Source organism: Intrasporangium sp. (genome assembly GCF_039812505.1).
Lineage (GTDB): Bacteria > Actinomycetota > Actinomycetes > Actinomycetales > Dermatophilaceae > Intrasporangium_A.
The window spans coordinates 1-25,361 of record NZ_JBDIAQ010000043.1 but is presented as its reverse complement, the minus strand read 5'-3'; the positions used below and the strand labels follow the sequence as shown (position 1 = coordinate 25,361).

Sequence of the window (25,361 nt, the reverse complement as noted above, 5' to 3'; positions counted from 1 at the left end):
TCACTCGCTCGAGGTGGGCGGCCGCTATTCCGACGTTGAGCGTCCGACGAATCGGTGACTCCGAGCTCATTAGCAGCAGCGCTACCCATGGATACTCTTCAGCGAGGGGCAGGGCCGCTGCCCCGTTGGCAATGCGGAAGGGGTAGGCGTCTCCCAGTACCGCGGCCCGCCGCGACATTGTGGTGAGTCCAAGGCCCACATCGCTCGCGTGGTAACCGTGGGCCTTCCCAACCTCGTTCAAGGCATCGGAGCCGGTGGCCTTGCCGCGCAGCAAGCACTCGGTCTCGATCCAGTCGGCGACGCGGTTTGCTCGCTTCGTCGGGGTGTAGGGCTCAGTCACGCGAGAGTGCTGCTAGGAGAGCGTCAGCCGCAGCGCGCGCCTCGTCCACGGCATCATTGACTTCGGCGTCGCCTACAAAATCGTCGATGTCCTCCAAGGCGGCAGACAATGAGTTCTTTCCCGTCCGGAGCCGCAGCATGATGCGCTGGCGAGGGTTGGCGTCGGCATCCTTGACCTTCTGCACAGCGGCCTCAAGAGTGACACCCTCACGCAGTGCTTGGAGCCCGATCTTTGACGCGACGACGTTGCCCAGTTTGCTGATGTCGCGAGACTCACCGATGACCGGCTCGACATCTCCGTCCCCGTACAGCCAGGTTATGAGTTCCTTCAGCTCCGGGGCGCGTCCGGCAGGGATGGGAGCCTCACCCGGCGTGGCCTTCGAACCCAGGGGGGCGTCGATATGAGCCCGCAGCCTGGGGGTGCTCATGGCTACGGTAAGGAGCGAGAACGCCTCCTCCATTGGCCCTGTCTCGATGCCCATCGCGCGCGCTTGGGTAGCGATTGCCTGGTCGCGATACAGGTTGCCTGCCTTGGTGCGGTCGACCCCGATCATCTCGGCTACCGCGGCGAAGGTCATGTGGTCCTCGTCCACTAGACGCGCGATGTATCGAGCTTGGGCGTAAGGCTGCCACTGGAGGATGCCGGAGATGTGGCGGAAACCGATGATGGGTGTGGCAGCCGCCCGGTCGGGCAGTACGACCACCGGTACCTGGTCGTCGTAGCTCAAGTTCGCATGTTCAGCGAGCGGCTCCCAAGGCGATGGGTTTGCGAAGTGGGCTCGGATCTTCGGGTCAACCAGCCCGAGCAGTGCCGTGAGCCGTCGGTTGCCCTCCACGACAACCCAGCGGTCCGAGCCATCCTCGGCGACCACGATGAGCGGCTCGCTACCGAAGAACCCATGTGACGCGATCGACTCCGCCACCGTCAGCGCGTCGAAACCCAGTTCGAGGTGGACTGCTAGGTCCTCTTGGTCTTCCCCCTGCATGTCGGCCGGCAAGCGTGGGTTGTGCGGATCAAGGACAAGGTCTCGTAACGGGACACGACGTTGACGGCCCATCGAACGGACGTCTCTCAACTCACTCATCTGTCATACCTTCCGTATTACCCCGCGTCTGCCTGCGTGAATCGCGAGCGTGAACAGCTCGGGGACAAGCCCGGGTTGGCTAGAGATCACACGATGCACCTGCACAACCACCTGCTCAGGATCCTCGGTGACGCCACCAATGGCGCGATCGCCGGGATACCAAGCCTCCCCGACCTTACGAACCGGGTCTGAGCCCTGCATCAAGTTGATAAAGCCGAGTTCCTGATCCCATTCACGGCTTCGGGGTCCGCCGTCCGGGTGCTCCATCAGGATCAGAGGAACCGTACGTCCTTGCTGCGGTAGCCGCTCCAGGAGGCCGAGCAGGTCATGGTGACGCCAGCCGGGGCTGTTGCCGACGTCAACACCGGACCAAGGCCGCAGCAGGCGCTCGGTAATGTCCTGGAGCGGCAGACGCAGTGTCGGGTGGCTGAGGCGCCCATATAGCTCGCGCGGCGCGGTAAGGAGCCCAAGATCCGCCACGAGCTTTTCGTTGTCCAGGCGCGAAGCTTGGTCCAGCGAGGGCCGGCGCAGCTGATGCCAGCCGGGGCGCTCGTTGAACTGCGTCAGGGTCGTAAGCACGTTCTGGCGAGATGGCCTCGTCCCCTGCGGCAGAAGCAGCCCCACCTCCCGCGCCCACGTAGAGACGTCGTGACCCTCACCAAGCCAATCCCGGAGGTTCGCCCGAAGGTCGTACTCAGTGTCCACTGTCTCGCGAAGCACCTTGAGCGTCCGAGGCGTTGCGAAGAACTGGCAATACGGCAGCAGGTCGGAGCGGTAGCCGAAGGCGCGGGCACGCTGTTCTAGTGTGTCGATCTGATCGCTCGCCGGGCGGTTCATGTACGTGACCGTGAGGCCCTCGACCGTAAACCCACGGTCCAGCTTGTTGCCGCCTACGAGCACATGCACGGGTGCCACCCGCCAATCAACCTTGTTAACGTCGCTGGTCGAGTTGACCAGCCAAAGCGTCGTCTCGCCGAGTACGAAGCGCACCCGGTCCAGGAAGGCGATGTCATCGAGGTCTGGGGCGCCCAGCGATGTTATGCGTCTGCGCTCCGTTTGCACCTGCTCCGGCAGCTGGTGCACACCGGTCGCGCTTCCGGCGGTTTCGGCCCAACGACGAATCAGGCGTTGCAGGAGAAAGTGGTACCGGGACTGGACGTCATTTCGCTGAGTGCTGTGCACGAGCATGGAGACAGGTGTCGCCGTAGGATCTCGCCCGAGCAGGAGGGCTGTTCCGGCTACGAAACTTCCGAAAGCTTCGACGAGCGACTTTGGCAACTGCGTAGGGAGTGACTTGGGCCGCTGCTCATCTAGCGTGGGAATAGGCCTGACGACCACGCCGGCGTAGTCCACGAAGAACTCCCGACCTCCGGTGTAACCCTGACCTGGCTGCAAGAGCTCGATGAAGTCGGGCCGCAGGTGGTCGTCCGGTTCAAGGAGCAGCGGGGCGTACGGCGTGGCCGTGAACTGGACGTACAGATGACGCGGTGCAGCCAAGCGCAGCTTCGTGAGCGCTTCGTAGGTACGACTCTCTTGCCCGCGGTTCACGTCCGTGTTGAGGCTGGCCTGGTCGGCCTCATCGTCGACGATCAGCACCGGCAGAGCGGCGACATCCGCGGTTACGAACATCTTCGCCAGGGCGTCGATTCGTCCCGCATGCTTAAGAACGGGAATCAAGATGGTTCGACCGCGGGAAAGCCAGTTGGCCATCTCTTTCGCCTTTGTGGCACCGGCGGGGTTCGTCATGCTGACCCAGCGATAATCCTGTCGCTGGTCCATGCCCAACGCGCCGAGCAGGCGAGACTGGTTCTGTTGGAGGAGAAGGTTGGTGGATCCGAGCAACGCCACAACGACGCGGTAGCCGGAGTCGGCGGCGGCTGCGACCAAGGCCGTGATCGCTGTCGTCTTTCCCGACTGCACGTAGCCGAGGGCGAGACCCGTTCCTCCACTGCGGGCGGACAGTGTGGGGCCGTGCGCAAGGATGGAGTCGGCGGCGGTCCACAGCGCGTCGCGCGTGTCTTTGGGCAGGCTACGGCGCTCAAACGAGGCGTCCATGCGCTCTCGTTCGGTGGCTTCCACGAGCACCCCCGTACCGTTGCAGTCAGGGCGACTGTATCAATCTAGCTCGACCCGGTGTGGGGCTTTCGTCCGAAACGCCTGGCGCGGCCAACACTGCTATCCAGCCAGCGTGTGGCCACCCTGCGCGCGGATCTGGCGATCTGCGAGATGCGCCTCCGGCGCCAAGGCATCACCTGTGGGGTTGGCGGGTGCATCCAAGACAGAGCGGACCAACCGCTCGGGCAGGTCGTTCGAGTTCTGCTCGATATGGGCTCGGAAGACGTGCCAGGCCGCGCCGACCGATACGCCGTTCCCCACTTGCCTATAAGAAGCCTGGTCTCGCTGCCCGTCGAAAGAGAACGACCGATGGAGGCCTTGGAGGCGGGCTGCTTCGTGGGGTGTGAGGCGACGACGTCTACTTCCAACGATCGATGTTTGCGTGATTGCGACAAGGGCCGGCAGGTAAGTCGGCGCCTTCGCACGAATGCCGGATGGTCGGAAGTGCATGACCGTGTCCCACAGAGACGCCATGTCCTGGGCTTGCCATTCAAGCTTGCGCCGGGACGCCGGGAAGTTCGCGAACGACGGGTTGGCCTTGCGCCACGCCTTGATGACATCGCGGTGGTCGTCGAAGAACCTCGCGTTCTTGACGAGGAAGTCGGCCTTCCACCTGGGCAGCAGGTCCAGCTCGATCGGGTCGAGAGCTCGTTCTGGCACCCAGGCGTTGGCCCAGAGTGGGAAGCCAGGCAGACGATAGCCGCGGGCAGACCACATCCGCTGGACAAGGTCATCCCAGACATTTATCCACTCAGCCTCGTCGGTACTCAGGCGGTACCTCTCGATGCCGGGGATGTCGGCGTCGTCATCGAGCACCCAGTCGACGTCCCAGTCGTGAACGTTCCAGCCGTCGACGGGACCTCTGACGACGGCGGGTGGGACATCGGTTTCCGCTTGTGCTCGCTCCGGGCCCACGTACGTTCCAGGGATGAAGATCCGGTCCCGCACTTGAGGGGTCCCGCCCATCGATGGTGGCAAGAAGTGCGGCGAGAAGACGGAGGGTGTCGAGGAGACTCTGTACCCGAGTTGGCGCAGCGTCTTGATGATGACTTCGTTCCACTCGTACCTGTGCCGAGGACCCGCGATATTTCGGACGTTTTCGAGGAGGACGACCGCGGGCCTTAACTCCTCGAGGACTCTGGCGATGTTCCAGAACAGCGTGCCCCGAGCCTCGTCCATTCCCCTTTGAAACCCGGACTTGGAGAATGGCTGACAGGGAAAGCCGGCAGCGAGCACATCATGGGCTGGCACGTCCACCGCTCCCTCAGCCGGAGTGGCCAAGGTTATGTCTGTGTTGATGATCGGCCTCAGCGCCTTCGGCAAGGGCTCGACCCAGTTGCGGACGTACGTCTCGCGGGCCTCTCGGTCGATCTCGGAGACGTAAACGCAGCGCCCACCCGCGTGGTCCAGCATGGCGTGGAACCCACCAATGCCAGCGAAGAGATCCACGTACTCAAAGGATACAGACCGAGGCGACATGCCACAAAGCCTAGCTGAGGATTCAGCTATGTCAAGCTGGCGCGCCGCCGCTGAAAAGTCAAGCGGCAGAAGGTCGTTCATAGCGTGGACCGTTCCTTCGGCAGAGCGCATTCCAGAGGGCCGACCCAATGTGCGCAGTGTGGCGGTTGGCGTGACTGTGCTAACTCCATCACCAGGTGGGGACACTCGCCTACTTCCGCCCTGCCATCACTGCAGCAGACGGCCGACGACTTCTGCGGGGTCGTCGCGCACCTCACACTCCCAGACCCGCACGACACGCCAGCCCAGTTGTTCCGCCAGCATCGACGATCTTTCGTCACGCTCACTGTTTCGGCGCATCTTATCAGCCCAAAGCTCGGCATTGGGGCCGGCCCATGGCGTCTTGCGACCATGGCGAGGGCAACCGTGCCAGAAGCACCCATCCACAAACACGGCAAGGCGCCGCCCTGGGAGTACGAAGTCGGGCGTGCACCCCTTGGCCAGCTGTCGGTGCAGGCGAAACCGTCCCCCGGCGGCGTGCACTGCCTTCCTGAGTAGCACCTCGGGTGTGGTGTTCTCCTTGCGACGACCAGCCAGGTGGGCGCCCGCCTTGGTCGAGACCCAGCCTTCAGCCATGAACCAACGGTACGAGAGGGAGTCCCGGCACCGTGGCGGTGGCGTTGGTCACCCGGTTTGTGAAGTCGCGTCATGAGGTCAATCTCCGGCCGATCACACGGTCTGCGCAGCACTCATCCATCGAGCTGTGGGCAGGGCTGAGCCGCGACAAGGGGTTGTGGATACCGAGCGAGTACTGCAACGGAGTACTGCAACCACATCGCCAACGCGTGGCGGCAGGCGATCTCCGATGGCTCGTCACGTGCTTGGATGCGGCATGCCGACGGCCTCGCGCCGAATTGCAAGCAGGGGTTAGGGGTTCGACTCCCCTTGGCTCCACCACAGGCCAGTGGGCCCTTCCGGTCCGGGAAGGGTTCTTCGCTTATCGGAAGGTCCCCATGCCCGACTGCGTCGACCCCGGACCGACTATCGGGCCGCGGGCCGAGCGTGGGAGGTTGTTACGCCTCGGGCCTGCGGACTATCCCGCCGTGGTCCGATTGTGGGAGTCGACGGCACACGCGAGGCTCCAATCACCGCCCGGGACGAAGCGGAGCAACACGCGGCTCAGGTGCGTTCCGGGGTGTAGCGCTCGACCTCGATGCCGGCCGCATCCATGCGTGCTCCAAGGTCGGATCAGCGCGCTCATACCGGGCCCGGCAGAGCAACACAGCACCTCGGCTCCTGACGTCCCCTGCGATCAGTTCGTCTGGGCTGCACCCGGACCGCACGATCTCATCAGCGATACTCGGGCCATGAGCGAGGCAGGGAACACCGAACATGCGTCCATCAGCCGGTTCCGGGAAGAGATGGACCGGCTGGGTGCGACCGGGAAGGTCGTCGTGCTGCCCGACTCGGTCCACACGGCTGCCCTGGCCGCGCAGGCACTCGGGTGTGAGGTCGGTGCCATTGCCAACAGCCTGCTGTTCGACGCCGACGGCGCGCCGGTCCTGATCCTCACCTCGGGGGCGCACCGCGTCGACACCGGGAAGGTCGCGGCCGAGCTCGGCGTCCAGCGCCTACGGCGAGCCAACCCCGAGTTCGTGCGTGAGCACACCGGCCAGGTCATCGGTGGCGTGTCTCCGATCGCGCATCCGGCACCGGTGCCGACCTACATCGACCCGTGGCTGCGTCGTCACCCCGTCGTATGGGCGGCGGCCGGGCACCCGGCCGCAGTCTTCAGCACGAACTACGACGAGCTCGTGCGCCTGACCGCAGCCCGAGAGCTGGAGGTCGCCTGAGCAGCCGAGGCCACGTCCAGAATCTGTCCGGCCGCCACTGTGGCCCTGCCGCGATCGCGGGTATAGCGTGGACCGTACGACGCGCCGAGGATGGCGTCGCAAGATTCCCAAGTTGCCTGCGAGTGGCTACACTCGGAGACAGCGAAGGGTTGGGCCCGCACGAACCGCGCCCAGCCCTTCTGCATACCTGAACAGTCTGTCTGAGCAGTTATAGGCCTGTGCTGGCTCGCGCTGTCCCCCTGTCTGTGCGAGCCGGCTCAAGCGTAGAGAGGCCCGGTCGCTCGGCGACCGGGCCTCTCTGTTCTGCTCTCGTCCCTGGGCGGCGGTCTCCACGAGGTGGGCCGTATGCGTTCCTCGACGAGGCGTTCGGTTCACGAGGCGACCCCTGGCGGGACGCAAGGCGCCACCCCGGGAGCCTTCGTGGTCCCCGCCCCAGAACCTCGTCAGACCCCGCGTCCCGGCTCCTCCACGTCGGCCCGCTCACCCTCGGCAGCATCGTCGAGCTCGTCCGCAGCCTCGTCGGCGGTGGCTTCAGGCGCCTCCTGGGCCGCAGCCTCGTCGGTGGTCGCAGCCTCGGTCCCGGTACCCGACGTGGCACCCGACTCCGCCTCCGCAGCCTCGCTCGTCTCCGCGGACCCGGTGGCATTCGCCGGCTCGGACGCGTCCAGCTCACCCGTGTGGTCCTTCGCCTCGGTCAGATCGGCCACCTTCTCGGCAGCGCGGTCCTTGAGCGAGGCGGGCGCCGGGTCGGTCAGGGGGGTCGCCCATGGGTCGTCAGCCCGTTGGCTGCGGCGGAACGCGACCAGGCCGCCGACCACCCCCGCAACCACCCCGATCCCGATGAACCACTTGAGCTTCGACGAGCGTCGCGTCTCGGTGATGGTCGCCTCACCCTTCAGGACCTTGAGCGCGTCCCGCGCGCGCTCGTTCCCGACGTGGGCCGCCTCGCGCGCCTGGTCGACATACGGGGTGGCACCTTCCTTCGCCTCGGAGAGGCCGGCCGCCGCCGACGTGATCACCGCCGCCAGCCTCGGCAGGAGGCTCTCGACGAACGCGGTCTGGGCCGCCTCGACCGTCGGCCGGGCGCGGTGCACGGCGTCGTGCACCGCAGGGGACGCCTTGTCCCGCGCGGTCGCGAACCTCTCCCGGGCCAGGTTGGAGGCATCGTGCAACGCCGGCCCGGCCGCCTCCTGGAACGTGGTCGCGGCGTCCCGCAGGGATGCTGTCGCGGTCGCGGCCTGCTCGCGCGCGTGGTCCAGCCTCTCCACGAGCACTGCCCCGGTCTCCGCGGCCTGATCGGTCACCAGTTCGGTGACGGTGCTGTCCGGCATGGGTCCTCCTCGGTCTCTCCGGGTCCCCTTACCCGTCCTGCCGGGGTCCGTCACCCGGTGCGTCGGCGGGCCCGGTCGCCTCGCCCGCGTCGGTGGCGCCCGCGTCGGTGTCGACAGCACCGGTGACGTCGGTCGCCGCGTCGGGTGCGGGCGCGGCCGGGGGGGCCTCGGGCCCGGGCACGTCCTCGACGGGTCGGCCCTCGGCGATCTTGTCGACTCCTCGGCTCACCTGCTCCTGGGCCTTGGTGATCTTGTCGGAGTACTTCCCGCCGGTGCGCTCGTCGATCGCGTGGCCGGCCTTCTCGACGAACTCGCCGATCTTCTCGCGGTTGTCGTGCGCGAGCTCGCCCACCTTCTCCTTCGCCGACTGCGCGGCGTCCTTGGCCTGCTCCGCCAGGTGGGTGGCCTTGTCCTGCAGCTCCAGCTCGTCGGCCTTCTGCTTGGCCTGGTGCTCGAGCTCCTCGGCCTTGTGCTTCAGCTTGTCCAGGAATGACATGGTCGTGCGCCTCCTCGGCGTGGTAAGTCCCGAATGCTCCGACCCTAGAACGTCGCGCCCCCGATGTGCAGTCCCCGGCAGCCGTCCGTATGCCGCTCACCGGGCTCGCGTGCCCACCCGCACCTGGCGTCTCGCTCAGCCACGGCCGTGAGCCCCCGTGGGTGGGCTGGTCGGGGGTGCACGGGGGCGCAGGCCGTCTGCGGCCGTGAGCCCCCGTGGGTCGTGTAAGGATTGGCGCATGAAGGCAACCCTGCACACCAACCACGGCGACATCGTCATCGAGCTGTTCCCCAACCACGCCCCCAAGACCGTCGAGAACTTCGTCGGCCTGGCCAAGGGCGAGAAGGAGTACAAGGACGAGGCCGGCCGCACCAACCCGACCCCGTTCTACGACGGCCTGACCTTCCACCGGATCATCCCGAACTTCATGATCCAGGGTGGCTGCCCGGTCGGACAGGGCTTCGGCGGCCCGGGCTACACCTTCGACGACGAGATCCACCCGGACAAGGACTTCACCAAGCCCTACGTCCTGGCGATGGCGAATGCCGGCAAGCGGATGGGCAAGGGCACCAACGGCTCGCAGTTCTTCATCACGACCGCGGCCACCACGTGGCTGCAGGGCAAGCACACGATCTTCGGCGAGGTCACCGACGAGGCGTCCCGCAAGGTCGTCGACGAGATCGGCAAGGTCAAGACCGGCGCCAACGACAAGCCGGTCCAGGACGTGGTCATCAACTCCGTCAGCATCGAGGACTGAGCCTTCTTGGCGGACAACGGTGCCGGTGGCCAGCCCCCGATCCCTTCGTGGGCCGGCCATCAGCCTGCCGCCCCGCCGGTGTGCCCCCGGCACCCCGACCGGGAGGCGTACGTCCGCTGCCAGCGGTGTGGCCGCCCCGCCTGCCCCGACTGCCAGCGGCCGGCCCCCGTCGGGATCCAGTGCGTCGACTGCGTGCGTGAGGCGGCGCGCACCTCGCGGCGGCAGCAGACCGTCCTCGGTGGGCGGGTCACCGACGGACGTCCCGTCGTCACCTTCACCCTGATCGGCATCTGCGTCGCCATCTTCCTGATCCAGTGGGTCTCGCCGGGCGTCACCAACGACTTCGCCTTCGCCCCGGTGGCCGGGTGGGTCGAGCCGTGGCGCTTCGTGACGGCGATGTTCCTGCACTCGCCGCGCTCGCTCATGCACATCGGCTTCAACATGTACGCGCTGTACATCATCGGCTCCTACCTCGAGCCGCTCATGGGGCGCGGCCGGTTCCTCGCGGTCTACCTGGTCAGCGGCATCGGCGGGCAGGTCGGCGTGCTCCTGCTGGCCGGCAACCCGACGTTCATCGGCCTGGTGAGTGGCCAGGACGCCGCCTGGCTGACCCCCGTCGTCGGGGCATCCGGTGCCATCTTCGGGCTCTTCGGCGCGCTCATCGTGCTCAACCGGCACCTCAACCGGTCGGTGGCCGGCATCTACGGCATCGTGCTGCTCAACGCCGCGATCGGGTTCATCATCCCCAACATCGCCTGGCAGGCCCACCTCGGCGGCTTCGTCGTCGGCCTGGCCGGGGCCGGGGTCCTGGTGCTGGCCCGGCGCCGCTCGCTGCCTGCGCTCGCGTGGTCCGGCCTGGTCATCCTGTTCCTGGTCGTGGCGGCGCTCGCCTACGCCAAGTACCTGACCGTCCCCGAGACGATCCGCGAGCTGACCGCGTTCCGGGGCCGCTGACCCTCGAGACCGGGCCCCGCAGCCGTGGCGCACGGTTGTCAATCTACCCTAGGGGGGTATAGTGTAGATGTCGAGGGCGAGCGAGAGGACCAGACATGACCGACACCGTGACCACCCCCGACCTGGCCGAGCCATCGGTCGCCGAGCCGTCGACCACCGAGCCGTCGACCACCGAGACCCCGGCCCCGCGGCACGAGCACAGCTACATCCACAACAGGACCAGGGACGACTACCTCAAGCGCCTGCGCCGCATCGAGGGCCAGGCCCGCGGGCTGCAGCGCATGGTCGAGGACGAGCAGTACTGCATCGACATCCTCACCCAGGTCTCCGCGATGACCAAGGCCCTGCAGGCCTTCTCGCTCAAGCTGCTCGACGAGCACCTCAACCACTGCGTCCTCGAGGCGGCCCGCCACGGCGGACCCGAGGCCGACCACAAGATCCAGGAGGCCTCCGAGGCCATCGCCCGCCTCGTGCGCTCCTGACCGCTCCCAACCCCCAACCCTGAGAAAGGCACCCCACATGAGCCAGACCGCCACCTACACCGTCACCGGCATGACCTGCGGCCACTGCGTCGCCTCGGTCACCGAGGAGGTCCAGGAGATCCCCGGCGTCGAGGACGTCGCCGTCGTGCTCGACACCGGCGCCCTGACCATCACCAGCGCCGACCCGATCGACGCGGCCGCGGTCAAGGCCGCCGTCGAGGAGGCCGGCTACCAGCTCGTCTGAGCACCCGGCCGGCTCCCGCGGCCACGCACGCCCGGGAGCCGGCTGAGCGGCATACCCATCGAAGTGAGGACACCATGAGCTCCGTGACCGACCAGCTCGGTCAGCCCGCCACCAGCGCCGTCGAGCTGTCCATCAGCGGCATGACGTGCGCGTCGTGCGCCAACCGCATCGAGCGCAAGCTGAACAAGGTGGCCGGCGTCACGGCGACGGTCAACTATGCGACCGAGAAGGCGAAGGTCACCTTCCCGCAGTCGCTGACCCCGGCCGACCTCGTGCACGTCGTCGAAGCGGCGGGGTATGCCGCCGAGCTGCCTCCCGCACCCACCGCCTCTCCCGTCGGCGCCGGGTCCGCGGACGAGGCGAAACCGGCCGACGAGCACGTGCGCTCGCTGCGGCAGCGGCTGCTCGTCTCGGCCGCGCTCAGCATCCCGGTCATCGTGCTGGCCATGGTGCCGGCGCTGCAGTTCCGCAACTGGCAGTGGCTGTCGCTGACCCTCGCGGCGCCCGTCGTCGTCTGGGGCGCCTGGCCGTTCCACCGCGCGGCGTGGGTCAACCTGCGCCACCGCACCACGACGATGGACACGCTCATCTCGATGGGCACCCTGGCCGCCTTCGGCTGGTCGCTCTACGCGCTGTTCCTCGGCACGGCCGGGATGCCGGGGATGACCCACCCGTTCGAGCTGACCATCGCGCGCGGCGACGGAGCGGGCAACATCTACCTCGAGGTCGCGGCCGGGGTCACCACCTTCATCCTGGCCGGCCGCTACTTCGAGGCGCGGTCGAAGCGTCAGGCGGGGGCGGCGCTGCGCGCGCTGCTCGAGCTGGGCAGCAAGGACGTCGGGGTGCTGCGCCAGGGTCCGGCCGGGGTCCGCGAGGAGCGCGTCCCGACCGAGCAGCTCGCCGTCGGCGACCGGTTCGTCGTGCGCCCGGGCGAGAAGGTCGCCACCGACGGGGTCGTCGAGGAGGGCAGCTCCGCGGTCGACGCCTCGATGCTGACCGGTGAGCCCGTGCCGGTCGAGGTCGGGGTCGGCGACGCGGTCACGGGCGCCACGGTGAACGCCGGCGGGCGGCTGGTCGTGCGGGCCACCCGGGTCGGGGCCGACACCCAGCTGGCCCAGATGGCCCGGCTCGTCGAGGAGGCCCAGAACGGCAAGGCCCAGGTGCAACGGCTCGCCGACCGGATCTCGGGGATCTTCGTGCCGATCGTCATCCTGCTCGCCGCCGCGACGCTGGTCTTCTGGCTCGTGACCGGGGCCGGGGCGACGGCTGCCTTCACGGCTGCGGTCGCGGTGCTCATCATCGCCTGCCCGTGCGCGCTCGGCCTGGCCACCCCGACCGCACTCATGGTCGGGACCGGCCGCGGCGCTCAGCTCGGCATCCTGATCAAGGGTCCCGAGGTGCTCGAGTCGACGCGCCGGGTCGACACCGTCGTGCTGGACAAGACCGGCACCGTGACGACCGGACGGATGGCGCTCGTGTCGGTGCAGGCCGCCGACGGTCAGGACGCCGACGAGGTGCTCCGGTTCGCCGGGGCGCTCGAGGATGCTTCGGAGCACCCGATCGCCCGGGCCATCGCCGACGCGGCCCGGGAGCGCTTCGGTGCCCTGCCGGCGGTGCGCGACTTCAGCAACGTCGAGGGTCTCGGCGTGCAGGGCCTCGTTGCCGCCACCTCCGCCACCGTCTCCGCCCCCACTGTCGAGCGGTCCCCAATCATTGGTCGGGTGGGTGCCGACGGCTCGTCGAACGGGCTGGATCTGCCCGGCGAGCAGGCCCCGTTGGCCGCGGCGGCACATGCCGTCGTCGTCGGCCGCCCCGGCTTCGTCACCCGGCAGCACGACATGCGCTGCACCGAGCTCGACGAGGCGGGCGCCGCCCACGAGGCGGACGGCCTCACGGTCGTGCAGGTCGCCTGGGACGGCCGGGTGCGCGGCATCATCGTGGTCGGCGACACGGTCAAGCCCACCTCTGCCCAGGCGATCGCCGAGCTGCGCGGGCTCGGCCTGCGTCCGGTGCTGCTGACCGGCGACAACGCGCGGGCAGCCCGGGCGGTGGCTGCCGAGGTCGGGATCGACCCGGCCGACGTCATCGCAGAGGTCCTGCCGGCGGACAAGGTCGAGGTCGTGCGACGGCTGCAGGGCGAGGGCAAGGTCGTCGCGATGGTCGGCGACGGTGTCAACGACGCGGCTGCGCTGGCCCAGGCCGACCTCGGTCTGGCGATGGGCACCGGAACCGACGTCGCCATCGAGGCGAGCGACCTGACGCTCGTGCGCGGCGACCTGCGCAGTGCGGCCGACGCGATCCGGCTGGCGCGGCGCACGCTGGGGACCATCAAGGGCAACCTGTTCTGGGCCTTCGCGTACAACGTCGCCGCGCTGCCGCTGGCCGCCGCGGGGCTGCTCAACCCGATGCTCGCCGGTGCGGCGATGGCCTTCTCGTCGGTCTTCGTGGTCAGCAACAGCCTGCGCCTGCGGGGGTTCCGGCCCGTCGCCGACGTGGGCGGCATCCACAGGGATGTCCACAGCTGGGGATGAATCACATCGATGTAACTACATCCACAGGACTTGTCCCCAGTGTGGACAACCGCCCAGTGTGGACAACCGCCGAAGGTGCCGCCGACGGAGGGTGGGATGGGCGCCGGTGCCCCGGGTGGCTGGGCGGCCGTCTCGGGGTCAGCGCCAGCGCATCGTCATGATGAAGCCGGCCATCAGCAGCGCGAAGCCCACCCCGAGGTTCCACGGGCCCAGGGCGGAGACCGGGTAGCGGTACTCGGTCACGTAGTACACGACGATCCACAGCAGCCCGACGATGAGCAGCGTGACGAACGCCGGGGCCCACCACGTCGGGTTCGGCTCGGCGCTCCTGCTCTTCGGCGGCGGGGTGTATGCCGCCGCCTTCTTGTCGCGGCCTTTGGACTCGGGCACTGCACGCTCCTTGGGTCAGAATGGGACAAGCCTAGATCAGGACAAGGGGCCAGACCGTGCATACCACCGCATCCGACGACGCGGCACCCGACGACGCCGCGCCGGAACAGGCCGCGCCGGAACAGGCCGCGCCGCCGGGCCGCCGGGCCCGACCGAGCAGTCGGCGTCGCATCCGGGTCTGGACCCTGCTGGTGCCGGCCGTCACCGCCATCGCCGGGCTGATGTTCGCGATGAGCTTCCGGGCCGCCGAGGGCAGCGACCTGCGGGCCGACCGTGACCTGCCGCAGCTGATCCTGGATGCCAACGAGCACGTCGCGACGACAGGAGCGCGGATCGACAAGCTGCAGGACGAGGTCGACAAGCTCTCGGCGAGCGCCGCCCCGCGCGACGCGCGCCTGGCGGCCCTCACCCGCGAGGCCGCCACCCTGTCGGTGCAGGCCGGCGCCACCGCGGTCACCGGCCCGGCCGTGGCCGTCACCCTCACCGACTCGAAGGTCAGCCTCGACTCGCTCCCGGACGAGTTCACCGCCGACGACATCATCGTGCACCAGCAGGACGTCCAGGCCGTCGTCAACGCGATGTGGTCCGGCGGCGCCGAGGCGATGATGATCCAGGACCAGCGGGTGATCTCCACCAGCGCCGTCCGGTGCGTCGGCAACACCCTCATCCTGCAGGGCCGCGTCTACTCCCCGCCGTACGTCATCACCGCGATCGGGGACACCGGGCGGATGGAGCGCTCCCTCGCGGCCGACCCCACGATCCAGATCTACCAGCAGTATGTCGCCGCCGTCGGTCTCGGCTGGAACGTGGCCGTCCAGGCCGACGCCAAGTTCCCCGCGTACTCCGGCGCCGTCGACCTCACCCACGCCCAGGTCATCCGCTGAGCCGGACCGGAGCCGCCGCGGCAGGCGGGGTTACCCTGCCGCCATGGGACCGCGAATCCTCGTCGTCGACAACTACGACAGCTTCGTCTACACGATCGTCGGATACCTGGAGCAGCTCGGTGCCGACTGCCACGTGGCGCGCAACGACGCGGTCGTGCCCGGGGACTCGGCGGCATACGACGGCGTGCTGATCTCCCCCGGGCCGGGCACCCCCGAGGGGGCGGGCGTCTCGGTCGACCTGGTGCGCGCGTGTGCCGACGCCGGCCGGCCCCTGTTCGGTGTGTGCCTCGGGCACCAGGCCCTCGCGGTGGCGTTCGGCGCCACCGTCGGGCGGGCCCCCGAGCTGCTGCACGGCAAGACGTCCGACGTGTGGCACGACGGCACCGGTGTCCTGGCAGGGCTGCCCTCGCCGTTCACGGCGACGCGCTACCACTCGCTGACGGTCGTGCCGGACACGCTGCCGGACGAGCTCGTCGTCACCGGCCACACGGCCTCTGGGGTCGTCATGAGCCTGCGCCACCGCGACCTGCCGCTGCACGGCGTGCAGTTCCACCCCGAGAGCGTGCTCACGCAGGGCGGGCACCGGATGCTGGCCAACTTCCTGGGCCTGTGCGGTGACGACGGGGCGGTCGCCCGGTCGGCCGGTCTGAACCCGCTGGTGAGCGGGGCCGGCTGAGCCCGGTCCCGGCTCAGCCGCGCTGAACTCGCAGCTGAGCCCGGACACCGGAACGGTCAGTCGTCGCCGTTGCCCTGGGGAGTACCGGTCGCCCCCGGCGTGGTGGGTCCCTGCGGCGGAGCCGTCACGGTCTGCGTCGCGGTGACGGTCTCCGTCGGGGTCGGCCGCTGGGCCACCTCGACCTTGATCTGCGCACCCACCGCCACCGCCTCGCCGGCGTGCTCGACGCTGAGCACCTCGCCCGGAGTCTTGTCGTTGGAGGAGACGTCCACGGGGACCGCGACCAGGTGGAAGTCGTTGGCCAGCCGGTTCGACACGACCGCCCACTGCTGCCCGACCAGGTCGTCGGGGACCTTGACCTTGCCCGAGGCGATGTTGAGCGTGACCGACGAGCCGGAGTCGACGGTCTGCCCCGCCGCGGGGCTGGTCGAGACCACCTTGCCCTTGTCCTGCGACGGGTCGTCGACGTCCTTGGTGCCGGAGACCGTCAGCCCTTCGTCGGTCAGGGTCTGGGTGGCCAGCTCCGCCGACAGGCCCTTGACGTCGGGTACGGTCACCGTGTCCGGTCCGGTCGAGACGACGTAGCTGACGGTGCTGCCCTGATCGACGGTCTGCCCCTGGGCCGGGTCCTGGCTGAACACGGTGCCCTTCTCGGAGCTGTCGGCGGCCGACGTGGCGGCTCCCTTCAGGTGGTGCTGGGTGAGCGCAGCCTCGGCCTGCTGCTCGGTCAGCCCGGTGATCTTCGGCACCGTCGTGCTCACGACCGTCGGCGTCTGGTTGCCGAACCAGGTCATCGCACCCCAGCCGACGGCCGTCAGCACGATCACGGCGAGCACGGTGATCAGGGCCGTCCGGCGCCCCTTGCCCTTGCGCGCGGCCTGCGCCTCCTCCTCGGGCCGGCCGACGGCCGGCAGGTCGGCCGTGCTCCTGGAGACGTCGTCGACGACCGTCTGCACCGCGGTCGGCGTGCCACCCGAGGGCAGGGTCTGGGTCGGCGCCGCGACCCCCGATCCGGCCGCGGCCCCGCGGGCCGCCGCGCTGATCGGCCGACCGGCGCGGACGTTCTCGAGGTCGCGCCGGAAGGCGGCCGCGTCCTGGTAGCGGGACTCGGGCTCCTTGGCCAGCGCGTGCAGGGTGACCGCGTCGAGGTCGCCGCCCACGCTCGTGCTCCAGATGCTCGGCGGTTGGGGCTGCTCCCCGACGTGCTGGTAGGCGATCGCGACCGGTGAGTCCCCCGTGAACGGGGTGCGGCCGGTGAGCAGCTCGTACAGCACGCACCCGGTCGAGTAGAGGTCGGTCCGCGCGTCGACCGTCTGGCCCTGGGCCTGCTCGGGTGAGAGGTACTGCGCGGTGCCGACGACGGCCTGGGTGGCGGTCATCGTCGCGGCGCTGTCCGCGACCGCCCGGGCGATGCCGAAGTCCATGACCTTGATCGCGCCGGTCTCCGTCAGCATCACGTTGCCGGGCTTGATGTCGCGGTGCACGATGCCCATGCGGTGGCTGTAGCCGAGGGCGTCGAGGATGCCCTCGGTGATCCGGATCGCCTCGGTGGGCTCGAGCGGGCCGTCGCGGACCAGGCGGTCGCGCAGCGTCACGCCGTCGACGTGCTCCATGACGATGTAGGCCAGGGGCAGCCCGGTGCCGCCGGCGGACTCGACGTCATCCTCACCCGAGTCGTAGATCGCCACGATCGCGGGGTGGTTCAGGCCGGCCGCCGACTGGGCCTCGCGTCGGAACCTGGTCAGGAAGTTCGGGTCGCGCGCCAGGTCGGGGCGCAGCATCTTGATCGCGACCGTGCGCCCGAGCCTGGTGTCGTGGCCCAGGTACACGTCGGCCATACCGCCTCGCCCGATGAGCCGACCCACCTCGTAGCGTCCGCCGAGGACACGCGGGGTGATGCTCACGCCGTCCACCTCTGATCGTTCTGACACAGCCGGACCCCATCCGTGTGGTGCATCGTCTCTTCGACAGGTTTGCAGGATTGTCCCCCACGACTCGTCATCGGCGGAGCACCGCCTCCATGACGGCGCGCGCGATCGGTGCCGCGACCCGCCCACCGCCGACCTCGCTGTGCGTGACCCCCCCGGACTCGACGATGACCGCGACCGCGATCTGGGGGTCGTCGGCCGGGGCGAAGCTGATGAACCAGGCGTGCGGTGCCTTGCTCAGGTCGTGCTGGGCCGTCCCGGTCTTGCCCGCGACCCGCACCCCGCTGATCTGGGCGCGGGCGCCGGAGCCGTGGTCCACCACCGAGACCATCATGTCCTTGACGATCTCGGCGGTCCGGGGGGAGACCGCCTGGGAGAGCTCCTGCGGCTTGGGCTCGTCGGAGATGACGTCGAGGTCGGCGCTGCGGACCTGGCTGACGAGGTAGGGCGTCATGACCCGGCCCTGGTTCGCGATCCCGGCGGCGACGAGGGCCATCTGCAGCGGCGTGGTCCGCACGTCGTACTGGCCGATCGCGGACTGGGCGACCTGGGGGGCGTTCAGGTCGGCGGGGACACTGCTCGGCGCGACCCGCATCGGGACCGAGAGGGTGTCGCCGAAGCCGAACTTGGCGGCCTGGGCGCGCAGCTTCTCGCCGCCGAGCTGCATCCCGAGGGCGCCGAAGGCGGTGTTGCACGAGATCTCCAGTGCGTGCACCAGGGTCGTCCTGTTGCCCGGCCCGCAGGGCAGGCCGTTCTCGGTGGGCAGCGTCACGTCGGTCAGCGGCAGGTCGAGCTGGGCCGGGCCGGGGACCTGCGACTGGGCGCCGGTGACCAGCCCGTTCTCGAGGGCGGCCGCCGCGGTGACGACCTTGAAGGTCGAGCCGGGCGGGTAGACCTGCTCGATCGTCCGGTTCAGGAACGGCTTGGCCGGGTCGTCCCTGAGCTTCTCCCACGCCTTGGCGGCCGAGCGGAAGTCGTGGCTCGACAGGGCGTTGGGGTTGTACTGGGGGTGGCTGACCATGGCGAGGATGGCGCCGGTCTTCGGGTTCAGTGCCACGACCGCGCCGCGGGACGGGCCGAGGGCCTCGTCGGCGGCCTGCTGCGCCCGGGGGTCGATGGTCAGCTCGATGGTGGCCCCGGTCGTGCGCCGACCGGTGATCAGGTCGGTGATGCGCTGGACGAACAGCGTGTCGGCCTGCCCGGTCAGCAGGGCGTCGGCGGCGTGCTCCAGGCCGAACGGGTTGCCGACCTCGAAGGAGTAGAAGCCGGTGACCTGCGAGTAGAGCTCGGCCATGGGGTAGCGCCGCAGGTACTTGTACTGGTCGTCGACGGGCACGGACTCGGCGATCGGCTTGCCCGCGACGAGGATCGAGCCGCGTTGACGGGAGTAGTTGTCGAGCACGGTGCGCTTGTTGGCCGGCATCGCGGCCAGGCTCTGCGCCTGGAAGAACTGGATCGACGTCGAGGCGACGAGCAGGGCGACGAACAGCAGCGCGATCACGACGGACAGGCGGCGCACGGGGGCGTTCACGGCAGCTTCACCACCTGGGTGGCATCGCCCGCGGCGGGGCTGCGGGGCGTGGTCAGGTCGATCTCCGGCATCGGCCGGCGGGCCTGGTCGGAGATCCGCAGCAGGATCGTCATGATCACCCAGTTCGCCAGCAGCGAGGACCCGCCGAGCGAGAGGAACGGGGTCGTCAGCCCGGTCAGGGGCACGACCCGGGTGACGCCGCCGATGACGATGAAGACCTGGAAGGCGACCGAGAAGGACAGCCCGATCGCGAGCAGCTTGCCGAATCCGTCGCGGACCCCGAGCGCGGTGCGCACGCCGCGTTCGACGAACAGCAGGTAGAGCACGATGATCGCGACCGCGCCGAACAGGCCGAGCTCCTCGCCGAGGCTCGGGAAGATGAAGTCGCTCTCGGCGAACGGGGTCAGGTAGGGCCGCCCGGCGCCGAGCCCCGTGCCGGTCAGGCCGCCGGCGCCGAGCCCCCACAGGCCCTTCGCGAGCTGGTCGGAGGCCTTCAGGCTCGACTCCGAGAACGGGTCGAGCCACAGCGTCACCCGGGTCTGGAAGTGCGCGAAGGTGCTCAGCGCGAAGGCGACGGCGGCGGCGAACAGGATCAGCCCGATGGCGATCCACGAGACCCGCTCGGTCGCGACGTAGAGCATCGCGACGAACAGGCCGAAGAAGAGCAGCGCCGTGCCGAGGTCGTTCTGGAAGACGAGGATCAGCAGCGCGAGCACCCAGGCGACCAGGATCGGGCCGAGGTCGCGGCCGCGGGGGAAGGTGAAGCCGAGCACCTTCCGGCCGGCGAGCGAGAGCACGTCGCGGGCCTCGACGAGGTAGCCCGCGAAGAAGACCGCCAGGGCGATCTTGGCGAACTCACCCGGCTGGAAGGACATCCCGCCGACGCCGATCCAGATGCGCGAGCCGTTGACGGTGCGGCCCAGGCCCGGCAGCAGCGGCAGCAGCAGCAGCACGAAGCCGACCAGCAGCGACCAGTAGGTGAACCGGCGCAGCAGCCGGTGGTCGCGCAGCACCACGATGACGGCGACGGCGAGCGCGACGGCCACGGCGGTCCAGATGATCTGGCGGTAGGCGTTACCGTCGGTGCCGAGCTTCCCCGCGGCGAGGTCGAGCCGGTGGATCATGACCAGTCCGAGGCCGTTGAGGCAGACCGTTATCGGCAGCAGCACCGGGTCGGCGTAGGCGGCTCGCCAGCGCACCACGACGTGCACCACGATCGCGAGGAAGACCAGCCCCCCGGCGACGGGGACGATGTTGGCCGGCACGGTGCCGTTGCGGTTGAGGTCGACCGACACCCACGCGAGCAGCACGATCGCGATCGCGAGCAGCAGCAGGAGCAGCTCGAGGCCGCGCCGGGTGGGTGGCGCCACGGGCTCGACGGTCGTCGTCATCGGCTCACCTTCGGCGACGGGGACTTGGACGGGGTGCTCGTGGAGGGGGTCGCGGTGCCGCTGGGGCTCGTGGTCGGTATGCCGCTGGGCGTGCTCGCCGGGGCCGGCGTGCTCCCGCACGGGATGCCCGCTGCCGCGAAGGTGCGGCACCGCGCGGCCTCGGTGCGCAGGGTCGACACCTTGGCCATCGCGTCGGGCAGGTCCCGCGCGGGGATGGTGGCCTCGACGGAGCGCTGGAAGTCGACGGGCAGCTCGCTGACCGGGATCTCGCTGCGCAGCTCGAGGTGGTGCAGCGTGATCGGCCCGAGGTCCTGGGAGACGCCGCGGAAGATCGCCACGTTGCCCTCCTTGACCGCCACGAAGTACTGGTTCTGCGACCAGGCGTAGGCGGCATACCCGCCCGCGACGAGCACGGCGAGCACGACGAGACCGGCGATGCTGCGGCGGAGCAGCCGGGAGCGGGGTCGGTCGTGCGTCTCCTGCTCGGCCGGCTCCACGTCGCCTGGCTCGGTCGCGGGGCCGTTCGCCGCCCGGGAGAGGGCGGCCGCCTTCTCGGCAGGCGTGGTCGGGATGGCCCGGGTGCGGGCCCGCAGCCGGTTCTGGGCGGCGCCGACCACCTGCGGTGTCGTCGAGGTCAGGTCGCGGTCGGAGGGGACGACGTCGGCGACGATGACCGTGACGTTGTCGCGGGTGCTCGCCTTCAGGGCGACCGCGATGCACCGGTCGGCCGCGTCGGCCGGGGTCTGGGCCTCCCGCAGGATCTCCTCGATGACGTCGGCGCCGACGAAGTCGGACAGGCCGTCGGAGCAGAGCAGGAACCGGTCGCCGACCTTCGCCTCGCGCAGCGACATGTCCGGCTCGTCGTCCGGCTGGCCGGTCATCACCCGGGTGACGACGGAGCGCTGCGGGTGGCGGCTGGCCTCCTCGCGGGTGATCCGGCCCTCGTCGACGAGCTGCTGGACGAACGAGTGGTCCTTGGTGATCTGGGCGAAGCTGTCGCCGCGCAGCATGAACGCCCGCGAGTCGCCGATGTGCGCCATCGCGACCTTGTTGCCGGCCCGCAGCAACGCGATGGTCGTCGAGCCCATGCCGCTCAGCTCGTCGTTCTCGCGGATCGCCGTGGTGAGCCGGGCGTTGGCGCGGTGCAGCGCCTCTGCGAGCCGTGCGACGGCCTGGTCAGCGCCGATGGCCTCGTCGTCGAGCGGGGCCAGCTCGCCGACGATCATCGACGAGGCGACGTCGCCGGCGGCGTGCCCACCCATGCCATCGGCCAGCACCAGCAGGTGCGGGCCGGCGTAGCCCGAGTCCTCGTTGCGGGACTTGGGCCCGAGCCCCAGGTCGGACCGCGCGGCGAAGCGCAGGGCGATGGGCATCCGATCAGCCCCGCAGCTCGAGGACCGTCGTGCCGATGCGCAGGGTCGAGCCGACCTTGACCGGGCGCGGGGTGCTCAGGCGCTCGCGGCCGAGATAGGTGCCGTTCGTCGAGCCGAGGTCCTCGACCACCCAGCCGTCGCCGTCGGGATAGACCCGGCAGTGCCGGCCCGAGGCGTAGTCGTCGTCGACGATCAGGGTGCACTCGGGGTTGCGCCCGATCAGCACCGCGGAGCCGCGCAGGGGCAGCGCGGTGCCGGCCAGGGGGCCCTCGGTCACGACCAGCTGGGTGGGGACCCCGCGCCGCCGCCGCTTGCGGTCCTTGCGCGGCTCGTCAGGCCGGCCCGCGGCTGCCGCAGCGCCCGGCGCGCCGGACGCCTCCTGCTCCCGGGCCTTGCGGGCCTTGCGCTGGCTGCGCCGTGAGACGGTCGTGCCGTAGAGGTCGGTGCGCAGCACGCCGACGATGCTGAAGATGAAGATCCACAGCAGCGCCAGCAGGCCCAGCCGCAGCAGAGTCAGGGTCAGCTCGCTCATCCGGGGCCACTCACCGCCGTCCCGCACGGAAGGTCGCCGACGTCCGCCCGATAGTGATCCGGTCGCCGTCCCGCAGACGCTGGGTGGTGATCCGGTCGCCGTTGACGAAGGTGCCGTTGGTCGAGTTGAGGTCGCGGATCGAGGTGACCAGGTGCGGGCCGTCGTTGGTCACCCGGATCTCGCTGTGCCGCCGGGAGACGCCCGCGTCGTCGACGACGATGTCGGCGTTCTCGTCGCGGCCGACGACGGTCAGGCTGCCGAGCAGCGGGTAGCGGTCGCCGGCGATGTCGAGCCACGGCCGCGCCGAGGGGTTCACCCGGGCCGGGCGGGGGGTGGCCGGCGCGGCGACGGCGGTGGGCGGTGCTGCGGGCGCCGCGCTGCTCCTGCCCTGCGGCGGCTCGGACGCCCGGTGGGCAGGTGAGGGCTCCACCCGTTTGGCGGTCGCCGGTCGCACCCGGAAGACACCGGTCTCGAGGCCCTCGCCCTGCACGAGGGTGACCCGCACGGGCCCGTGCGGCTGGTAGCCCTGCGACTCGGCGTGCTCCTGCGCCGCCGCGACGAGGTCGTCGGCGAGCTCGTCCTCGTAGTCGCCGAGCCGGCCGTAGTCGGTGGGGCTCAGCTCGATGGTGTAGAGGTTGGGCACCATGGCCCGGCCGTGACCGAGCAGGGCGGCCCGGTCGTCCATGGCGCGCCGGATCGCCGAGGCGATCTCGACGGGCTGGACCTCCGACCGGAAGGCCTTGGCGAAGGCACCGTGGACAGCCTTGGCGAGCCCATGCTCGACTCGGTTGATGATTCCCACGGCCGGCTCCTCCTAGATCATGCGGCGTTTCATGGTAGCGGGGGCCCGGGTGCCGGTGCCCGCGGCGCGAGCCCGCCGACACGCCGTGCAGCCGTACCCGGGCGGCCGGGTTTGTCCGTCGGGGGGAAGGTGAGACGATCTGCGGCGGCAGCGCACGGCAAGGGAGGGCTCGATGGGCAAGGACACGACGGGCGGCGCCACGGACCGGGCCGAACGGGACGTCGTGGGGCACGGCGGGCTGCCCGGCTACCCGTCCAACACGTCCGTCCCGGGCGCGTTCGAGCTGCCCCTGCCGCCGAGGGTCGGCGGCGCCGCGCCCGTGGATGACCCCGACAGCACGGTTGGCACCACAGCACACGTTGCGGAGCCGGATGGCGCCGGGGGCGGCGGGGATCTCGCCGAGCCGGAGGGTGTGGCGGGCGGTTTGGATCTCAGGCAGGCGGATGGGGTGGGGGACGGCCGGGACTTTGCGCAGCCGGAGGGTGTGGGCGACGGCTTGGATCTCAGGCAGGCGGATGGGGTGGGGGACGGCCGGGACTTTGCGGAGCCGGATGGCGCCGCGGACGGCCGGGATCTCGCCGAGCCGGAGGGTGTGGGGGACGGCCCGGACAGCGCGCCCCCGGATGGCGCCGCCCCGTGGCCGGAGCCGTCGGGCGGGACCGACCGGGCCGAGGGCCGGGCTCGGGCTGTCGACGCGGCTGGGCGCCTCGACTCGGCGGACCTGCCGTTGCATGTGGTGGACGCCCCGACGGTGCAGCTGCGGTTCACCGGCTCCTCCTGGCGCCTCGCCGATGACTCGTTCGAGGACGCGTTCGGAGACCCGGCGACGTTCGAGCCCGTCGCCCCGGTGACAGCTCCGGTCGTCTCCCCGGTCAGCCCCGAACCGGTCGAGTCCGCACCGCCGACGGCACCCCGGACGGCAGCGGGCGAACGCGCGGAGGGCGGCTCGGCGGCATACCCGATGGCGCGGGTGCGCACGGGGCCGCACGCCGACGAGCTGGTCACCGCGCGCTCGAAGGGCCAGCGCCAGCGGCTGCGGGCCAGCTCCGGGCTGCGGCGCGCGCTCGGGCTGGGGCCGAGCCGGGCCGAGCTGTTCGAGCGCGACCGGATCGACCGCATCGTGCGGCCGCTGAACGGGCGCCGGACGGTCATGGTGATCAACACCAAGGGCGGCGGCGGCAAGACGCTGGTGACCCTGATGCTGGCGGCCTACCTCGGCCGGTACCGGTCCGGGTCGGTGCTCGCGTGGGACAACAACGAGACCGAGGGCACGCTGGGGATGCGCGCGCCCTCGCAGAGTCACCACCGCACGGTCGTGGACCTGCTCGCCGGGCTGCCGCGCATTGTTGGCGACCCCAACGTCGGCACGTCCGAGCTCGAGCACTGGGTCCGGGACCAGCGGGGGCTCGGGTTCGACGTGCTCGCCTCGGCCGACGACGACGAGGCGATGCGGATCATCGGGGAGCAGGAGTTCGAGGACCTGCACACCCAGCTGTCGCGGTTCTACCCGATGATGGTCATCGACACCGGCAACAACCGGCTCGCGCCGAACTGGCTCGCGGCGGCCCGGCGCGCCGACCTGCTGGTGTTCGCGACGTCGCTGAAGGACGACACCTCCGTCGTCGCCGCCAAGAACCTCGACGCGCTCGTGGCGATGGGTCTCGAGGATCTCGTGCGCAACTCCGTCTGCGTAATCTCGCACACCACGGTCCGGGGCGACCCGAGCACCGGCGTCCACACCCGCGAGCACTTCGAGCAGTGGGTGCGGACCGTCGTCGACATCCCGTACGACCCGGCCCTGGCCCCGGGCCTGCAGGTCGACCCGCTGAAGATCGGCCGGCGCACGCACGAGGCCTGCCTGAACCTGGCCGCCGTCGTCGTGGACGGTCTCTGACCGGGCCGGGCTCGTGCGGGGTCGAGGTCTCCGGTGCCGTCGGGTCGCGTGTCATGTCGCGCCGTAGTGGTCGGGTCGCGTGTCGTGTCGCGCCCTGGGTCAGGTAGCGCGTCATGTCGCGGGTCGAATGGCGCCCTGGGTCAGGTAGCACGTCATGTCGCAGGTCGAATGGCGCCCTGGGTCAGGTAGCGCGTCATGTCGCGCGAGCGCCCATCGCCATGCGGGGATCCTGTACGAGCCGCGACATGACCTGCGATCTGACCAACGGCACCGCGACATGACCTGCGACCTGTCGACCTCGCTCGCCTCTCTGGT

The 25,361-nt window shown here is 69.9% G+C and carries 23 protein-coding genes; 9 read left to right on the top strand and 14 right to left on the bottom strand.

The annotated features are described in order from the left end of the window. The 5 genes from WMI84_RS07940 to WMI84_RS07920 form a co-directional block, all read right to left on the bottom strand. The coding region (locus WMI84_RS07940) for a hypothetical protein (protein WP_347351975.1) at positions 1–340 on the bottom strand (340 nt) is incomplete at its 3' end. Then, entirely contained in the window at positions 333–1,337 is a 1,005-nt protein-coding gene (locus tag WMI84_RS07935; protein WP_347351973.1) for a hypothetical protein, read from the bottom strand. The genes WMI84_RS07935 and WMI84_RS07940, both read right to left, overlap by 8 nt. Before the next feature lie 90 nt (positions 1,338–1,427). Then, a complete protein-coding gene (locus tag WMI84_RS07930; RefSeq protein ID WP_347351971.1) occupies positions 1,428–3,503 on the bottom strand; it encodes a Z1 domain-containing protein in 2,076 nt (691 codons plus the stop codon). A 96-nt stretch (positions 3,504–3,599) separates the two neighbouring features. Beyond that, entirely contained in the window at positions 3,600–5,099 is a 1,500-nt protein-coding gene (gene dcm / locus WMI84_RS07925) for a DNA (cytosine-5-)-methyltransferase (protein WP_347351969.1), read from the bottom strand. Positions 5,100–5,225: 126 nt separating this feature from the next. After that, positions 5,226–5,633 (bottom strand): very short patch repair endonuclease, encoded by a 408-nt coding sequence (locus tag WMI84_RS07920; protein WP_347351967.1) that lies wholly within the window; start codon positions 5,631–5,633, stop codon positions 5,226–5,228. 731 nt (positions 5,634–6,364) lie between these two features. Here WMI84_RS07920 and WMI84_RS07915 point away from each other — a divergent pair. After that, the gene (locus WMI84_RS07915) at positions 6,365–6,850 is read left to right on the top strand and encodes a YbaK/EbsC family protein (protein WP_347351965.1); all 486 of its coding nucleotides are present in this window, start codon (positions 6,365–6,367) and stop codon (positions 6,848–6,850) included. Between the two features lie 443 nt (positions 6,851–7,293). On the opposite strand, the gene WMI84_RS07910 is transcribed toward WMI84_RS07915, so the two are convergent. Together WMI84_RS07910 and WMI84_RS07905 are read right to left on the bottom strand one after the other, a co-directional pair. Continuing rightward, complete coding sequence (locus WMI84_RS07910; protein WP_347351963.1) at positions 7,294–8,181, bottom strand: hypothetical protein; 888 nt, start codon at positions 8,179–8,181, stop codon at positions 7,294–7,296. Between the two features lie 28 nt (positions 8,182–8,209). Beyond that, positions 8,210–8,677 (bottom strand): antitoxin, encoded by a 468-nt coding sequence (locus tag WMI84_RS07905; RefSeq protein ID WP_347351961.1) that lies wholly within the window; start codon positions 8,675–8,677, stop codon positions 8,210–8,212. Between the two features lie 238 nt (positions 8,678–8,915). Between WMI84_RS07905 and WMI84_RS07900 the strand changes: the two genes are divergently transcribed. From WMI84_RS07900 to WMI84_RS07880, 5 genes are all read left to right on the top strand, one after another. Beyond that, a complete protein-coding gene (locus WMI84_RS07900; RefSeq protein WP_347351959.1) occupies positions 8,916–9,434 on the top strand; it encodes a peptidylprolyl isomerase in 519 nt (172 codons plus the stop codon). A gap of 78 nt (positions 9,435–9,512) precedes the next feature. Then, positions 9,513–10,388 carry a rhomboid family intramembrane serine protease gene (locus WMI84_RS07895; RefSeq protein WP_347351957.1) on the top strand — a complete coding sequence of 292 codons (876 nt, stop codon included), beginning with the start codon at positions 9,513–9,515 and terminating at the stop codon, positions 10,386–10,388. 206 nt (positions 10,389–10,594) lie between these two features. Further along, complete coding sequence (locus WMI84_RS07890) at positions 10,595–10,870, top strand: metal-sensitive transcriptional regulator (protein WP_347351977.1); 276 nt, start codon at positions 10,595–10,597, stop codon at positions 10,868–10,870. A 37-nt stretch (positions 10,871–10,907) separates the two neighbouring features. Further along, a complete protein-coding gene (locus WMI84_RS07885) occupies positions 10,908–11,114 on the top strand; it encodes a cation transporter (RefSeq protein WP_347351955.1) in 207 nt (68 codons plus the stop codon). 74 nt (positions 11,115–11,188) lie between these two features. Beyond that, on the top strand, positions 11,189–13,645 hold the full coding sequence (locus WMI84_RS07880; RefSeq protein ID WP_347351953.1) for a heavy metal translocating P-type ATPase: 2,457 nt from the start codon (positions 11,189–11,191) through the stop codon (positions 13,643–13,645). A gap of 138 nt (positions 13,646–13,783) precedes the next feature. On the opposite strand, the gene WMI84_RS07875 is transcribed toward WMI84_RS07880, so the two are convergent. Next, entirely contained in the window at positions 13,784–14,035 is a 252-nt protein-coding gene (locus tag WMI84_RS07875; RefSeq protein WP_347351951.1) for a cell division protein CrgA, read from the bottom strand. 56 nt (positions 14,036–14,091) lie between these two features. Between WMI84_RS07875 and WMI84_RS07870 the strand changes: the two genes are divergently transcribed. Both WMI84_RS07870 and WMI84_RS07865 read left to right on the top strand, forming a co-directional pair. Further along, positions 14,092–14,919: a DUF881 domain-containing protein gene (locus WMI84_RS07870; protein ID WP_347351949.1), complete on the top strand. Its 828-nt coding sequence runs from the start codon at positions 14,092–14,094 to the stop codon at positions 14,917–14,919. A gap of 43 nt (positions 14,920–14,962) precedes the next feature. Further along, positions 14,963–15,595, top strand: a complete 633-nt coding sequence (locus WMI84_RS07865; RefSeq protein ID WP_347351947.1) for an aminodeoxychorismate/anthranilate synthase component II — start codon at positions 14,963–14,965, stop codon at positions 15,593–15,595. A gap of 56 nt (positions 15,596–15,651) precedes the next feature. Here the strand turns inward: WMI84_RS07865 and pknB are convergent, their stop codons facing one another. The 6 genes from pknB to WMI84_RS07835 form a co-directional block, all read right to left on the bottom strand. Further along, positions 15,652–17,499: a Stk1 family PASTA domain-containing Ser/Thr kinase gene (gene pknB / locus WMI84_RS07860; protein WP_347351945.1), complete on the bottom strand. Its 1,848-nt coding sequence runs from the start codon at positions 17,497–17,499 to the stop codon at positions 15,652–15,654. Between the two features lie 94 nt (positions 17,500–17,593). After that, positions 17,594–19,054, bottom strand: coding sequence for a penicillin-binding transpeptidase domain-containing protein (locus WMI84_RS07855; RefSeq protein WP_347351943.1), 1,461 nt, complete (start codon positions 19,052–19,054; stop codon positions 17,594–17,596). After that, complete coding sequence (locus WMI84_RS07850; protein WP_347351941.1) at positions 19,051–20,445, bottom strand: FtsW/RodA/SpoVE family cell cycle protein; 1,395 nt, start codon at positions 20,443–20,445, stop codon at positions 19,051–19,053. The genes WMI84_RS07855 and WMI84_RS07850 overlap by 4 nt, the downstream gene beginning before the upstream one ends. Further along, on the bottom strand, positions 20,442–21,818 hold the full coding sequence (locus WMI84_RS07845; RefSeq protein WP_347351939.1) for a protein phosphatase 2C domain-containing protein: 1,377 nt from the start codon (positions 21,816–21,818) through the stop codon (positions 20,442–20,444). The genes WMI84_RS07850 and WMI84_RS07845 overlap by 4 nt, the downstream gene beginning before the upstream one ends. 4 nt (positions 21,819–21,822) lie before the next feature. After that, entirely contained in the window at positions 21,823–22,350 is a 528-nt protein-coding gene (locus WMI84_RS07840) for an FHA domain-containing protein (RefSeq protein ID WP_347351937.1), read from the bottom strand. A 10-nt stretch (positions 22,351–22,360) separates the two neighbouring features. Further along, complete coding sequence (locus WMI84_RS07835) at positions 22,361–23,152, bottom strand: DUF3662 and FHA domain-containing protein (RefSeq protein ID WP_347351936.1); 792 nt, start codon at positions 23,150–23,152, stop codon at positions 22,361–22,363. A 172-nt stretch (positions 23,153–23,324) separates the two neighbouring features. Between WMI84_RS07835 and WMI84_RS07830 the strand changes: the two genes are divergently transcribed. Further along, entirely contained in the window at positions 23,325–25,046 is a 1,722-nt protein-coding gene (locus tag WMI84_RS07830; protein ID WP_347351934.1) for a hypothetical protein, read from the top strand. Positions 25,047–25,361: the final 315 nt, after the last annotated feature.

Coding starts and splice junctions, on each gene's coding strand:
- dcm (WP_347351969.1), bottom strand. CDS start 5,099: ATGAACGACCTTCTGCCGCTTGACTTTTCAGCGGCGGCGCGCCAGCTT.
- WMI84_RS07920 (WP_347351967.1), bottom strand. CDS start 5,633: ATGGCTGAAGGCTGGGTCTCGACCAAGGCGGGCGCCCACCTGGCTGGT.
- WMI84_RS07915 (WP_347351965.1), top strand. CDS start 6,365: ATGAGCGAGGCAGGGAACACCGAACATGCGTCCATCAGCCGGTTCCGG.
- WMI84_RS07910 (WP_347351963.1), bottom strand. CDS start 8,181: ATGCCGGACAGCACCGTCACCGAACTGGTGACCGATCAGGCCGCGGAG.
- WMI84_RS07905 (WP_347351961.1), bottom strand. CDS start 8,677: ATGTCATTCCTGGACAAGCTGAAGCACAAGGCCGAGGAGCTCGAGCAC.
- WMI84_RS07900 (WP_347351959.1), top strand. CDS start 8,916: ATGAAGGCAACCCTGCACACCAACCACGGCGACATCGTCATCGAGCTG.
- WMI84_RS07885 (WP_347351955.1), top strand. CDS start 10,908: ATGAGCCAGACCGCCACCTACACCGTCACCGGCATGACCTGCGGCCAC.
- WMI84_RS07880 (WP_347351953.1), top strand. CDS start 11,189: ATGAGCTCCGTGACCGACCAGCTCGGTCAGCCCGCCACCAGCGCCGTC.
- WMI84_RS07865 (WP_347351947.1), top strand. CDS start 14,963: ATGGGACCGCGAATCCTCGTCGTCGACAACTACGACAGCTTCGTCTAC.
- WMI84_RS07850 (WP_347351941.1), bottom strand. CDS start 20,445: ATGACGACGACCGTCGAGCCCGTGGCGCCACCCACCCGGCGCGGCCTC.
- WMI84_RS07845 (WP_347351939.1), bottom strand. CDS start 21,818: ATGCCCATCGCCCTGCGCTTCGCCGCGCGGTCCGACCTGGGGCTCGGG.
- WMI84_RS07840 (WP_347351937.1), bottom strand. CDS start 22,350: ATGAGCGAGCTGACCCTGACTCTGCTGCGGCTGGGCCTGCTGGCGCTG.
- WMI84_RS07830 (WP_347351934.1), top strand. CDS start 23,325: ATGGGCAAGGACACGACGGGCGGCGCCACGGACCGGGCCGAACGGGAC.